Below are 14,204 nucleotides of genomic sequence, written 5' to 3' on the forward strand. Positions count from 1 at the left end.
TGTAGCTTGGCAGCCTGAACCCGTCAGGCAACCGACAAGACCGTGGTTAACAAGGTGTTTTGCAATGATGAATTGGCTGCAAAGTAGCAGCGACATGGCTGAGCGGGTTCGCCAGCATGACTGGGCGAGTACGCCCCTGGGGCCGCTGGAGCAGTGGCCGGATGTGCTCAAGACCACCGTCGCGCTGTGCTTTGCCTCAAGTTTCCCCCAGGCCATCGTCTGGGGGCCGCAGCTGATCACGCTCTACAATGACGCGTTCAGTCCGATCCTGGGCGACAAACCCTACGCGTTGGGGCGTCCGTTCAGCGCAATCTGGAGCGAAGCCTGGGCCGAGATCGCCCCCATCGCCAACGCCGCGTTCGAAGGCCATGCCACCTATATCGAGAATTTCCCGCTGCTGATCGAGCGCGGCGCGGGGCCCGAACAGGCCTATTTCACCTTTTGCTACAGCCCCATCCGCGACCCTCAGGGCAAGGTCGTGGGCATGCTCGATACCGTCACTGAAACCACCGCCACCGTGTTCCTCAACCGCCGCCTGGCCGTGCTGGATGCCATTGGCAGCGCCGTGGCCAATGCCACCGACGCCGCCAGCATCATGTCCACCACCACGCGCCTGCTGGCCGAGCAACTGCAGGTGTCCAATTGCGCCTATGCCGACATGGATGCCGACGAAGATGGCTTTACCGTTCGCGGCAACTGGGCGGCGCCAGGTTCGCCGAGCATTGTGGGGCGTTACAGCCTGGCGTCGTTCGGCGCCCGAGCGGTACAGCAGTTGCGCGCGGGCGAGCCGCTGGTCGTGCAGGACAATCGCGTCGAATTCCCGCCCGAGCAAGCCGCCAGCTACCAGGCATTGGGGGCGCTGGCGACGGTGTGCTTCCCGCTGATCAAGGATGGCCGCCTGACGGCCCTGATGTCGGTGCACCACAAAGCCGCCCGGGCGTGGTCGCCTTATGACCTGTCGCTGGTGGGCGAAGTCACTGAACGCTCCTGGGCCCATATCGAGCGAGTACGGGCCGACGCTGCCGTGCGCGAAGGCCTCGCAGCCTTTACCGAGCTGAACGCGACCCTGGAGCAACGGGTGCAGGAGCGCACCACCGCGCTCACCGAGGCCGAAGCGGCGTTGCGCCAGTCCCAGAAGCTCGAAGCCATTGGCCAACTGACCGGCGGCGTGGCCCATGACTTCAACAACCTGTTGACCATCATTCGCTCCTCGGTGGACTTCCTGCGCCAGCCTGGGCTTTCCGAGCAGCGGCGCCAACGGTATATGGGCGCCGTCTCCGATACCGTCGAGCGCGCCAGCAAACTCACCAGTCAACTGCTCGCCTTCGCACGGCGCCAGCCGCTGAACCCGGAAGTCTTCGATGCGGGCCAACGGGTCCATAACATCGGCGAGATGCTCGAAAGCGTCACCGGCGCACGCATTCATGTGCAGGTGCAGTTGCCCGAGCAACCTTGCCATGTGCGCGTCGATGCCAGCCAGTTCGAGACCGCGCTGATCAACATCGCCCTGAATGCCCGGGATGCGATGGACGGCCAAGGCACCCTGACCTTGCGCGTCACCAGGGTTGAAGGAATGCCGCGAATCCGAGGCGATGAAGCGTCCCACCAACCGTTTGTGAGCATCTCGTTGGCCGACACCGGCAACGGCATCACACCTGACGCCTTCGAGCATATTTTCGAGCCGTTCTTCACCACCAAGGCGGTCGGCAAAGGCACTGGGCTTGGGTTGTCCCAGGTATTCGGGTTTGCCAAGCAGTCCGGCGGCAACGTTGATGTGGCCAGCCAGCTCGGCCAGGGCGCGATCTTTACTCTGTACCTGCCCGAAGTGGCGCCGCAGGCAGAGCAGCACCCTCGCCCTCAGGAAGATGAGCATCAGCTCCAGGACACGACGCAGCACCACGTCCTGATCGTGGAGGACAACCTGGAAGTGGGCCGCTTCGCCAATCAGATCCTGCAGGACCTGGGTTACCAGACCACATGGGCCACAAATGCCGAACAGGCACTCGCCCTGGCCGGCGAAGATGCCCTGGCGTTCGACGGGGTTTTCTCGGATGTGGTGATGCCAGGCATGACCGGCGTTGCGATGGCCAGGCTGCTGCGTGAACGTCGCCCGGATTTGCCGGTGGTACTCACCTCCGGTTACAGCGAAGAGCTGGCCGACAGCGGCTACGAAGGGTTCGAGTTTCTGCCCAAGCCCTACTCCGCCGATCAGGTGGCACGAGCGCTGGCCAAGGCAATGCTCTAGCAACCCACACAGCCGATCCCTGTGGGAGCTCTCGAGCTTTAGCGAGGCAGCGAAAGCGCAGTGTCAGGCGATGAAAATGCCGGCAGTGCCGCCACCTTCGCAGCCTCCGCTCTCGACACACATTAAAGCTTAGGGCGCCTTGGGCTCAGCCCTGCTCGGCCGCCACCGCCACCTGATTACGGCCCAGGGCCTTGGCGCGGTACAGCGCCTTGTCGGCGGTGTTCATCAGGCTGTGCAGGTCTTGGTCCTGAGCATCGGTGTGCGCCACGCCGAGGCTGGCGCTCAACCCATGCACGGGTTCACAGGCGAGGCCGGCAATCGCCTTGACCAGTTGTTCGGCAATCGCCCGCGCGGTTTCCAGCGAGGTGTTGGGCAGCAACACTGCAAACTCTTCGCCGCCCAGCCGGCCGTAGACGTCGGCCTGGCGGAACGAGGCCGTGATCACCCCGCCGATCTGGCGCAGCACTTGGTCCCCGGCCTGGTGGCCGTAGGTGTCGTTGATTGCCTTGAAGTGATCCATGTCCAGCATCAGTGCGCACAACGGTTGCTGGTGATGGCGGCAGCGCTCGTACAGCACCTGGGCATGATCGAAAAACGCGCGACGATTCATCAGGCCGGTGAGTTCATCGGTCTGTGCGGCGCGCGTGGAAATAGTGTGCGCACGCTCCATTTGCCGGGTCAGGCGGAACGCCTTCTCCAGAGCATCGGACAACTTGTGCGTGGCACTGATCACAAAGGTCGAAAACACCAGCACCGCAATGGCCACGCCCACCTGCGTCGAAGAGGGCTGGACCAACAACCACAGGGTGCACGGCAACAGCACCAGGCCCATGGAGACCAGCGACATATAGCGATAAGCCGAGTAACAGGAAACCGCGCCGACCGACATGCCCACGGTAAACAGCATGACCAGCGTCTGGGACAAGCGGTCATCGGTGGGCATCACCGCCAGGGCGCCGAGGCCCCAGATGCCGGCGGAGAGCACCAATGTGATCCAGTAACGGCGCTCCCAGCGCCTTGGCGTACGCTCGGCCTCGGGGCAACGAAACCACTCCACGAACATCTTCACGCGCAACAGGGATGAACCTGCCAGCACCACCAGCCAGATCAGGATGACCTGGCTGTCAAACCGGTCCCAGCACAGCCAGCACAGCATCACCGCCGCGATGTAGCTGCCGAAAATGGCGGCGAAAGACTGCCGGAAGAGCTGATGCAAACGGTCAGTTCGCACCTGCTCCTCTATAAAGCAATCCTGATCCTGCCCACGCCCAAGGCCATTCATGAGATCCGCCTGATCCGACTGCCATGACAAAGGCGCCATTGTGGCACCCTGCCAGTAGCGCGGACAATAGAATCCAGCGCGGTAGAGCCTTTAGAGCGATTCCGGTCGCAGGATCAGCACCCCAAGCGGCGGCACATTCAACGACAGCGACACCGGTTGGCCGTGGCGCGGCTCATCCAGGGTGATGACTTCGCCGCCATTTCCGTAATTGGAACCGGCGTACATCTCGGCATCAGTGTTGATGACTTCCTTCCAGCGTCCGGCGAAAGGCACGCCGACGGTATAGGCCTCACGCGGCACCGGAGTGAAGTTGGCCACCACCAGCACCGGCTTGCCATCCTTGCTCCAGCGCAGCCAGGCATACACGCTGTTGACTGCGTCGTCACCGATCAGCCACTGGAAGCCCTGCGGCGCGTCATCCTGCTCATGCAGCGCAGGCTCCTCGCGGTACAGGCGGTTCAAGTCGCCCACCAGCTTCTGCACGCCCTGGTGCTCCTGGTACTGCAGCAGATACCAGTCCAGTTGCTGGTCGTGGTTCCACTCGCGCCATTGGCCGAATTCGCAGCCCATGAACAGCAGCTTCTTGCCAGGGTGCATCCACATGAAGGCCAGGTAGGCGCGCAGGTTGGCAAACTTCTGCCAGCGGTCGCCGGGCATCTTGTCGATCAGTGAATGTTTGCCGTGCACCACTTCATCGTGGGAGATCGGCAGGATGAAACGCTCGGACCAGGCATACACCAGGCCGAAGCTCAGCTCGTTGTGATGGTGGGCGCGGTACACCGGGTCCTGCTGGATGTAGTGCAGGGAATCGTGCATCCAGCCCATGTTCCATTTGTAATTGAAGCCCAGGCCGCCCTGTTGCGTCGGCTGGCTCACTCCCGGCCAGGCAGTGGATTCCTCGGCGATCACCAGCGCGCCAGGCGCTTCCAGGGCGACTACGTCATTCAAATGGCGCAGGAATTCGATGGCTTCCAGGTTCTCGCGGCCGCCGTGACGGTTGGGCACCCATTCACCGGCCTTGCGTGAATAATCGCGATAAAGCATCGACGCCACGGCGTCCACGCGAAGCCCGTCGATGTGGAAGTGCTTGAGCCAGTGCAGGGCCGAAGCCAGCATGTAGCCATGCACTTCGGTGCGGCCCAGGTTGTAGATCAGCGTGTCCCAGTCCTGATGGAAGCCTTCAAGCGGGTTGGCATATTCATACAGCGCGGTGCCGTCGAATTGCGCCAGGCCGTGGGTATCGGTGGGGAAATGCGCCGGTACCCAATCGAGGATCACACCGATGTCGGCTTGGTGCAGGGCATTGATGAAGTACGCGAAATCTTCCGGCGACCCGAACCGCGCCGTGGGCGCGAATTGCGACAGCGCCTGGTAACCCCAGGAACCGCCGAACGGGTGTTCCATGATCGGCATCAGCTCGACGTGGGTGAAACCCAGTTGCTGCACATAGGGAACCAGACGTTCAGCCAGTTCGCGCCAATTGTATTGCCGGGCCACTTCGCCCGCCTCGTCCAGCTCGCATTGCCACGAACCCACATGCAGCTCGTAGATCGACAGCGGCGCCGTGGTCTTTTGCTTGTCGACGCGGGACTGCATCCATTCATGGTCTTGCCAGTCCACCTGCAACGGTGCGGCGACCTTGGACGCAGTGTCCGGCGGCATCTGGGTAGCGAGCGCCATCGGGTCGGCCTTGAGCGGCAGGATCCCGTGGGCACCGAGAATTTCGTACTTGTAGGCCGCGCCCGGTTGCAGGCGTGGGATAAAGATCTCCCAGACGCCGGAAGGATGACGCAGGCGCATCGGATGCCGGCGCCCGTCCCAGATATTGAAGTCGCCCACCACCGACACCCGCCGCGCATTCGGTGCCCACACAGCGAACCGCACGCCCTGCACGCCGTCGACATTGGTCACTTGGGCGCCCAGGCAACTGCTGAGGTCGCGGTGATTGCCTTCGGCAAACAGGTACAGGTCCATCTCACCCAGCAACAATTGAGTGAAGCTGTAAGGGTCTTCGGTGATCTGCTCGCCGCCGGCCCACTGGATCTTCAGCAGGTACGGCTGACGGGTATTGAAGTGCCCGACGAACAAACCTGGCACCTGGCTCGCGTCCAGGGCGCCGAGCTGCTCGCTGCCGTCACGCGCCAGCACCTGGACGCTCAAAGCCTCCGGCAGAAACGCGCGGATGAATTGGCCGCCGTGTTCATCATCGTGCGGCCCGAGGATCGAGAATGGGTCGTGGTGTTCGGCGCGTACCAGTGCTTCGACGTCCTTGGACGCCGGCAATGCTGTCAACTTCGGTTGCAGCGGTTCTTTATGTGTAAAGCTCATGACGTTTCCCCACCGCGTGCAGTTTTCGATTTAGGTGCAAGCCCGCTCAACAGTCCGTGCAACCCTTGCAGGGGCACCGGCAACCAGGTCGGGCGGTTTTCCGCTTCGTAAGCCACTTCATACGCGGCCTTCTCCAGGCTGAACAAGGTCAGCGCCGCGTCCTGGCCGTTGGCATCCTGCCAGTCATGCGCCAGTGTAGACGTAGCGGCCTGATAAGCCTGGGTAAAAGCCAGGCGTGCTTCTTTCAGGTAGCGATCGGTGACGCGCCTGCGTGCCTGGTCCGCTTCGGGCGAGTGGTCCACGCCTTGCAGGTTCAGGGCCATCGCCGCCGCGTAATCAAACGAACGCAACACGCCGCTCACATCTTTGTACGGGCTGTGCTTGCCCCGTCGCTCATGCAGTGGTCGCGCCGGCTCGCCTTCAAAGTCGATTAGATAAGCATCGCCCTTTACCACCAGTACCTGGCCCAGGTGCAAATCACCGTGGACGCGGATACGCAGTCCGCCCGCAGTGGCTTTCGCCAACGTCTGGACATGCGCGGCAATCGCCTTTTTCTGCGCCAGTAATTCACTGACCAACGCTTGATCGGCTGCGTTCAATTGCGCTTGGTTAAGTTTGAGCAATTGCAGCGCGCGGTCGAGTTGCGCGCCGACATCCTTGGCCCATGCCTGAGTGTCTTTGGCGGTGGTGACCTCAGGTTTGAAGTCCGCGTTGGTGGTCTGCGCGCCGAGCACCAGGTGCATTTCGCCCAGGCGCTGGCCGAGCAACCCGGCGAAATCCTTCAGTTCGCCCAAGGCGTTATAGTGCTGTTCCTGCTCGGAAAGCGCTTCGGCCAATTCGTCGCGGATGGCGCGCTCCAGGTTGTTCTGGGTCCAGGTCCAGGCGTCGCCCTGATTGCTCAGGTAACCCTGGGCGATCATCAGCAGGTTGTCCTGGCCTTCGGCGTCGCGGCGAACCACAGCCCCCATCAACGGCGAGATGTTCGGGTAATCGGCGGCGGTCAGGTAGGCGCTCATTTCCAGCTCCGGGTGCACACCGGCGCTGACTTTACGGATCAACTTGAGCACCAGGCTCTCACCCACCACCACCGAGCTGTTGGACTGTTCGGCGGACAGGTAGCGCACCGCGAAGTCATCCTTCAATTGCAGATCGGTCAAGTGCGACGTCGCTTCAAAGCGGATATCCCCATCGCTGGTGCTGAGCACGGTACCCGCCAGCAAACCCTGGATCACCGAACGGATAAACGACTCAAGGCTGAACGCATCGGTGACCAACCCCACTTCCCGCGCTCGGCGCACCCGGGCCATGGCCAGTTGCTGCGGCAAGGCGCTGGTGAACTGGTCTTCGGCGAGGAAGCCGAACGGCAACTGATAACGGCTGACCTGGCCACCCGCGGTCACCTCCAGCTCGCTGAGCAATACCGGATGCTGGGCATCGCCAAAGCGCACGCCATAGGCGATATGCACGCTGTCGATCGCCGTGTCCTTACCGGCAAACCAGCGCCGGTTGGGCAGCCAGGTGGGCAATGAGGTCGACTGTAGGGTGGTGCGGCACGGCTCGTCCAGCAACTCTTCCAGGCGCTTTTTCAGCACCAGAGTGGTGAAGTCGGGCATGCCTTGAACAGGTTCCACGTGCCAGCTGGGCATTTGATTCTCCGCCGCCAATACAAACCAATAAAAGCCATAGGGCGCCAGGGTCAGCAGGAAATTCAACTGACCGATCGGGGGGAAGGCGTTGCCCCCCAGCATCTCCACCGGCACCATGCCGGCGAACGCCGACAGGTCCAGTTCGGCCGCCTGGGCACTGCGTGATACGTTGGCCACGCACAGGATGATTTCAGTGCGGCCATCCGGCGCGGTGTACTCGCGGGTATACGCCAGGATGCGCCGGTTGCTCGGCGAGAGCATTTTCAGGCTGCCGCGGCCAAACGCTTTGGACTGCTTGCGCACCGCCAACATGCGGCGCGTCCAGTTGAGCAGCGAGTGCGGGTCCTGGGTCTGGGTCTCGACGTTGACCGACTGGTAGCCGTACAACGGGTCCATGATCGGCGGCAGCACCAGGCTGGCCGGGTCGGCGCGGGAGAAGCCGCCGTTGCGGTCGATGGACCATTGCATCGGCGTGCGCACGCCATCGCGGTCGCCAAGGTAAATGTTATCGCCCATACCGATTTCATCGCCGTAATACAGGGTCGGCGTGCCGGGCATCGACAACAGCAGGCTGTTGAGCAGCTCGACACGGCGACGGTCACGCTCCATCAACGGCGCCAGGCGCCGACGAATGCCCAGGTTGATGCGCGCGCGGCGGTCGGCGGCGTAGTAGTTCCACAGGTAGTCACGTTCTTTGTCGGTGACCATTTCCAGCGTCAGTTCATCGTGGTTGCGCAGGAAGATCGCCCATTGGCAATTGGCGGGAATCTCCGGGGTCTGGCGCAGGATGTCGGTGATCGGGAAGCGGTCTTCCTGGGCCAGCGCCATGTACATGCGCGGCATCAGCGGGAAGTGGAACGCCATGTGGCACTCGTCGCCGTCGTCGCCCTTGCGGTCACCGAAGTACATCTGGGTGTCTTCCGGCCACTGGTTGGCTTCGGCCAGCAACATGCGGTCCGGATAGTTGGCGTCGATCTCGGCGCGGATTTGCTTGAGAACGTCGTGGGTTTCGGCGAGGTTTTCGTTGTTGGTGCCGTCGCGCTCGATCAGGTACGGGATGGCATCCAGGCGCAGGCCGTCGATGCCCATGTCCAACCAGTAGCGCATCACGCTCAGCACCGCTTTCATCACCTGCGGATTGTCGAAGTTGAGGTCGGGCTGGTGCGAGTAGAACCGGTGCCAGAAGTACTGGCCGGCAACCGGGTCCCAGGTCCAGTTGGACTTTTCGGTGTCCAAAAAGATGATGCGGGTGCCGTCGTACTTCTGGTCGTCATCCGACCACACGTAGAAGTCCCGCGCCGCCGAGCCGGGCTTGGCCTTGCGCGCACGCTGGAACCAGGGATGCTGGTCGGAGGTATGGTTGATGACCAGTTCGGTGATCACCCGCAACCCGCGCCTATGCGCCTCGGCGATAAAACGCTTGGCGTCGGCCATGGTCCCGTAGTCGCTGTGCACGCCACGGTATTCGGCGATGTCATAGCCATCGTCGCGGCGCGGCGAAGGGTAGAACGGCAGCAGCCAGATGGTGTTCACGCCCAGGTCGGCGATGTAGTCCAGCTTGGCGATCAGGCCGGGAAAGTCGCCGATGCCGTCGTTGTTGGAGTCGAAATAGGATTTGACGTGAACCTGGTAGATCACCGCGTCCTTGTACCAGAGCGGGTCTTTGATAAAGGTGGCAGCCTTGGGTTTCTTCGCCATTTGAAACTCCTGAAATACTCACAATCTTGCAGACTGAACTCGGTCAATGTGGGAGCGGGCTTGCTCGCGAAGGCGGTGGATCAGTGGATATATTTGCTGCTGATCCACCGCCTTCGCGAGCAAGCCCGCTTCCACATTTGTGCCTCACCTCAAGACTCAGGAAACGGTAATACGCCAGATCCCAAACGGCATCTGCGGCTCCAGGCGGGTCCACTGGGTCTTGCCATACCAGGTCCAACGATGGCCGTTCATCAAATCCTCGCCCTGGGTCTGCGCATCATCCGGCAGGCCCATTTCCCACAGCGGCAGCTCGAACTGCGCTTCCTGGGCATTGAACGGATCAAGGTTCACCGCCACCAGGATAAAGTTGCCGCCATCCTCGCTGCGCTTGCCGAAGTACAGGATGTTGTCGTTCCAGGCGTTGTAGAGCTTCAAGCCCAGATGGGTCTGCAACGCCGGGTTTTGCCGACGAATGCGGTTGAGCTGGGCGATCTCGGCAATGATGTTGCCGGGCGCGGTGAAGTCCCGTGGGCGGATCTCGTATTTCTCCGAGTCGAGGTATTCCTCTTTGCCCGGCACCGGCGCGGCTTCGCACAGCTCGAAACCCGAATACATGCCCCACAGGCCCGAGCCCATGGTGGCCAGCGCGGCACGGATCAGGAAGCCGGGGCGCCCGGACTCGTGCAGGAACGCCGGGTTGATGTCCGGCGTATTGACGAAGAAATTCGGCCGGTAGCATTCACGCCACGGCGACTCGTTCAACTGCGTCAGGTATTCGCTCAACTCGGCCTTGGTGTTGCGCCAGGTGAAATAGGTGTAGCTCTGGGAATAGCCGACCTTGCCCAGGCGCGCCATCATCGCCGGCGTGGTGAACGCTTCGGCGAGGAAGATCACCTCGGGATACTTGGCGCGCACATCGCTGATCAGCCATTGCCAGAAAGGCAGCGGCTTGGTATGGGGGTTATCCACGCGAAAGGTCTTCACGCCCTCCTCGACCCAGCCCACCACGATATCGCGCAGCTCGGTCCACAGGCCGGGAATCGCGTCCGCCGCGTAGAAATCGACGTTGACGATGTCCTGGTACTTTTTCGGCGGGTTCTCGGCGTATTTGATCGTGCCGTCCGGGCGCCAGTTGAACCAGCCCGGATGTTCCTTGAGCCATGGGTGGTCCTGGGAACACTGGATGGCAAAATCCAGGGCTATTTCCAGACCATGCTCGGCGGCGGCCTGGACCAGGCGGCGGAAGTCATCGCGGCTGCCCAGTTGCGGGTGGATGGCTTCATGGCCGCCCTCCTCGCTGCCAATCGCATACGGGCTGCCCGGATCATTGGGGCCGGCGGTCAATGAGTTGTTCTTGCCCTTGCGGTGGCTGCGCCCGATCGGATGGATCGGCGGAAAGTACAGCACGTCAAAACCCATGTCATGGATCATCGGCAGCCGCGCATGCACGTCGTTGAAGGTACCGTGGCGCGCAGGATCATCAGTGATCGAGCGTGGGAACAACTCATACCAACTGGCAAACAGCGCAGCCTCGCGCTCCACATCGATCGGATAGGCGGGGCTCACGCTCAGATAGGCACGGTGGTCGGCCTGGGTCATCAGGTGCGCACTGTCTTCGTGCAGGAACTGCGCAACCTGCTCGGTTTCCAGCAGGCCGGACAGTTCGTGGTGCAGCAACATCAAGCGGTCGCGCAGTTCATTGTCGCTGCGCTCGGCCGCTTGCAGCACCAGGCTGCGGCCTTCCTGCAGTTCCAGGCTGACCGGCACCCCGGCTTCATGCTTCTTGCGCAGTTCGTAGCAGAAGCTGGCGAAGGTATCGATCCAGGCCTCGATGCAATATTCATGGGGGCCTTGCTGGGTGACGGTAAACGAACCCTCCCAGCCATTGTTGCCCACATCGCTCATGACCACGCTGTGCCAGCTTTCATCCTGGCGCGCACGCCAGCGAATCAACACGGCGAGCTTGTCATGCCCGTCGGCGAACACTTTGCTGGTGACCGTAACGCGCTGGCCAACCACGGCCTTGACCGCGAATTCGCCGCCGTCGATCACGGGTGAGGTGCTCTCGATCGCAATCCGCGGCAGCAACAAGGCCTGGGACAGCGGCAATATGGAGTTTTCTGGAACCTGTGTATCCGCAGTCATCGAGCATCTTCCCCTTACGCCCTATGGACGCACTTTTTGCTTGATCCGAATTCTGGTACGGCCGCACTCTCCCAGAGCTGGGCCGCCTATAGGTCCGAGCTTGCGCCGCGGCTAAAAGTTCAGGTGGATGTGTGGCCATTGGGCGGGAATCAATTGGCCCAGGCGGATGTCCACCCACAGAGCAAAGCACAAAGGAGGCCACACTGATGAATATCCCGATCCCGGCTGAAACCCCGGACCCGAATATCGACGAACCAACCCTGCCGCCCACCGAGCCGGCGCCGGTTCCGGAAAAAGAACCGCCTGGAAACGAACCGCCGCCGGTCGAAGAACCACCGACGACGATGCCACCGGTAATCGTCAGTCCTTCTCGAAACGCTTGACGATTTTCGGCATCACGCTGAACACCGCCAACGCCAGCAATGTACTCAATACCGCTGTCGATTCCCGGCCCAACCCGGCCGAGACCCCAATCGCAGCGGTCATCCACAAGCCCGCCGCGGTGGTCAGGCCCTTGACATGGCCTGCGTCCTCATCCTTGTTCTTGATGATGGTGCCCGCGCCCAAAAAACCGATCCCGGCAATGACGCCCTGCATCACCCGGCTCATGGCATCCGCCTGGTTACCGGACATCTGCGGCACCAGCACGAACAGTGCCGCGCCCAGCGCCACCAACATATGGGTGCGCACCCCGGCAGCCTTGCCCTTGCTCTCGCGTTCAAAACCGAGAATGCCGCCCAGGATCGCGGCCATCAACAGGCGCACGGTGATCTGAGTAAGCTGCTTGGCGTCGCCGATATCGGCAAATTCGGCCTGCAGGGTTATCCACGCTTCGTGAAACCAGGCGTTCATGAACGGTCCTCTGTCATCAATGGGTAATGAATGGACAATCGCGACCGCCAGTCAGTTGCCTGGAACCCCTGCACATCGTTGTTTCCTAACCTTTGAGGGTCCATGAAACAGGAGATCGGCATGCCTTTACGTATCGAAAATCAATTGTGCTACTTCATGCTCAATGACGATGGCCAGGAACACAGCGTGCCGGCGACCCGGGTCAATATTGTCACCGACACCGACAAATCCATGTCTTACGTGGAACTGGCGGCCGAGCGGATCTACATCACCGAAGCCGAGGCGGACGCCTTGACCGTCGCTGGGGCGCACGACGGCCGTCAACATGTAAAGGCCGATGTGCCTGATTCGTTGATCTGACAGGTGCCTATCAGGCGCCCTCGCCCTGATCCGCTTTTTTATCGCCCTGCCTGAGTCTGTCATGCACACTGCACGACATCTGTGGGAGCTGGCTTGTCGGATCGCCGCACCGCTGCGATGGCGTCGACTCGGTGCAACTTTAAAGACCGCGTCGCCTGAATCGCAGGCAAGCCAGCTCCCACCCTTGACCTGTGTGGTATTCAAGAAAGCAATCAGCCCACCCATGAAACGCTACGAAAAATTCGCCGAAGACATCGCTGAACTGATCCGCTGCGGCGTGCTCGGCCCCGGCCAGCGGGTGCCGTCGGTGCGCTATGCCAGCCAGACCTACGGCGTCAGTCCGTCCACGGTGTTCCAGGCTTACTATCTGCTGGAGCGGCGTGGCCTGATCCGCGCGCGGCCGCGCTCCGGCTATTTCGTCAACACCCACGCACCCAGTCCGTTCTCCGAGCCGGTCGTGAGCGAGCACGTGCATGAGTCCACCGAAGTGGATGTGAGCGAGCTGGTGTTCTCGGTGCTCGACTCGATCAAAGACCCCAACACAGTGCCCTTCGGCTCGGCGTTCCCCAGCCCCATGCTGTTCCCGCTGCCGCGCCTGGCTCGCTCGCTGGCCAGCGCCAGCCGCGAGATGGACCCGCGCCTGGTGGTCACCGACATGTCACCGGGCAACCCGCAACTGCGCCGTCAAATCGCCCTGCGCTACATGGTCGGCGGCCTGATGTTGCCGATGGAAGAACTGCTAATCACCAACGGCGCCCTGGAAGCCTTGAACCTCTGCCTGCAGGCCGTCACCGAACCGGGTGACCTGGTCGCCATCGAAGCCCCGGCGTTCTATGCCTGCCTGCAAGTGCTGGAACGCTTGAAACTCAAGGCCGTGGAAATTCCCGTGCACCCGCGCGACGGCATCGACCTGGGCGCGCTCGCGCAAACCCTGGAGCGCTACCCGATCAGGGCCTGCTGGACCATGACCAGCTTCCAGAACCCCATGGGTGCAACTCTGCCGGAAGCCAAGAAACAAGCATTGGTGGAACTGTTGCGTGGCCACCAGGTGCCGCTGATCGAAGACGATGTGTATGCCGAGCTGTATTACGGCCAACACGCGCCGAAACCCGCCAAGGCCTTCGATACCGAAGGCCTGGTGATGCACTGCGGCTCCTTCGCCAAGAGCCTGGCCCCCGGTTACCGCGTGGGCTGGGTGGCGGCCGGGCGCTTTGCGCAGAAAGTCGAGCGCTTGAAGCTGATGACCTCGCTGTGCCCCTCGATGCCGGCACAGGCGGCCATTGCCGACTACCTGCAACACGGCGGCTACGACCGACACCTTCGCAAACTGCGCTACGCGCTGGAGGAACAGCAAAGCGCCATGCTCGCCGCCATCGCCCGCTACTTCCCGGCGCAGACACGGGTCAGCCAGCCGGCCGGCGGGTACTTCCTGTGGCTGGAACTGCCGGAGCAGACGGATTCGTTGAAGCTGTTCCAGATGGCGCTGGCACAAGGCATCAGCATTGCGCCGGGGCCGATTTTCTCGGCCACCCAGCGCTTTCGCAATTGTATCCGCCTGAACTACGGCAGCCCGTGGACCGAGGCGTCGGAAAAGGCGATGGAGACGTTGGGGCGGATTGTGAGGTCGTTTTGACAGGCGCCATACAAT

Annotated in this window: 9 protein-coding genes; 4 read left to right on the forward strand and 5 right to left on the reverse strand. The window is 62.0% G+C overall.

Translation table 11 applies throughout. The features are described from left to right. The first annotated feature begins 64 nt into the window (after nucleotides 1–64). A complete protein-coding gene (locus H0Z09_RS15675) occupies nucleotides 65–2,245 on the forward strand; it encodes an ATP-binding protein (RefSeq protein WP_186691353.1) in 2,181 nt (726 codons plus the stop codon). 145 nt (nucleotides 2,246–2,390) lie between these two features. Here the strand turns inward: H0Z09_RS15675 and H0Z09_RS15680 are convergent, their stop codons facing one another. From H0Z09_RS15680 to H0Z09_RS15695, 4 genes are all read right to left on the reverse strand, one after another. Then, complete coding sequence (locus tag H0Z09_RS15680) at nucleotides 2,391–3,461, reverse strand: GGDEF domain-containing protein (protein ID WP_231998962.1); 1,071 nt, start codon at nucleotides 3,459–3,461, stop codon at nucleotides 2,391–2,393. Between the two features lie 156 nt (nucleotides 3,462–3,617). Continuing rightward, nucleotides 3,618–5,855 carry a 1,4-alpha-glucan branching protein GlgB gene (glgB, locus tag H0Z09_RS15685; RefSeq protein WP_186691354.1) on the reverse strand — a complete coding sequence of 746 codons (2,238 nt, stop codon included), beginning with the start codon at nucleotides 5,853–5,855 and terminating at the stop codon, nucleotides 3,618–3,620. Beyond that, entirely contained in the window at nucleotides 5,852–9,199 is a 3,348-nt protein-coding gene (treS, locus tag H0Z09_RS15690; protein ID WP_186691355.1) for a maltose alpha-D-glucosyltransferase, read from the reverse strand. Before treS ends, glgB begins: the two co-directional genes overlap by 4 nt. A 156-nt stretch (nucleotides 9,200–9,355) precedes the next feature. Continuing rightward, nucleotides 9,356–11,344, reverse strand: coding sequence for an alpha-1,4-glucan--maltose-1-phosphate maltosyltransferase (locus H0Z09_RS15695; RefSeq protein WP_186691356.1), 1,989 nt, complete (start codon nucleotides 11,342–11,344; stop codon nucleotides 9,356–9,358). 206 nt (nucleotides 11,345–11,550) lie between these two features. On the opposite strand from H0Z09_RS15695, the gene H0Z09_RS15700 reads away from it, so the two are divergent. Beyond that, complete coding sequence (locus H0Z09_RS15700; RefSeq protein WP_186691357.1) at nucleotides 11,551–11,727, forward strand: hypothetical protein; 177 nt, start codon at nucleotides 11,551–11,553, stop codon at nucleotides 11,725–11,727. Here the strand turns inward: H0Z09_RS15700 and H0Z09_RS15705 are convergent. Then, nucleotides 11,705–12,196 carry an MgtC/SapB family protein gene (locus tag H0Z09_RS15705; RefSeq protein ID WP_186691358.1) on the reverse strand — a complete coding sequence of 164 codons (492 nt, stop codon included), beginning with the start codon at nucleotides 12,194–12,196 and terminating at the stop codon, nucleotides 11,705–11,707. The two genes, H0Z09_RS15700 and H0Z09_RS15705, sit on opposite strands and share 23 nt — an antisense overlap. Before the next feature lie 120 nt (nucleotides 12,197–12,316). Here H0Z09_RS15705 and H0Z09_RS15710 point away from each other — a divergent pair, with 120 nt between their 5' ends. Both H0Z09_RS15710 and mapR read left to right on the forward strand, forming a co-directional pair. Beyond that, nucleotides 12,317–12,556 (forward strand): DUF3203 family protein, encoded by a 240-nt coding sequence (locus H0Z09_RS15710; protein WP_186691359.1) that lies wholly within the window; start codon nucleotides 12,317–12,319, stop codon nucleotides 12,554–12,556. Between the two features lie 223 nt (nucleotides 12,557–12,779). Further along, nucleotides 12,780–14,189: a GntR family transcriptional regulator MpaR gene (gene mapR, locus H0Z09_RS15715; protein ID WP_186691360.1), complete on the forward strand. Its 1,410-nt coding sequence runs from the start codon at nucleotides 12,780–12,782 to the stop codon at nucleotides 14,187–14,189. Nucleotides 14,190–14,204 lie beyond the last annotated feature (15 nt).

Origin of the sequence: Pseudomonas sp. SWRI18, from assembly GCF_014268345.1 — a bacterium.
GTDB classification, from domain to species: Bacteria; Pseudomonadota; Gammaproteobacteria; order Pseudomonadales; family Pseudomonadaceae; genus Aquipseudomonas; species Aquipseudomonas cedrina.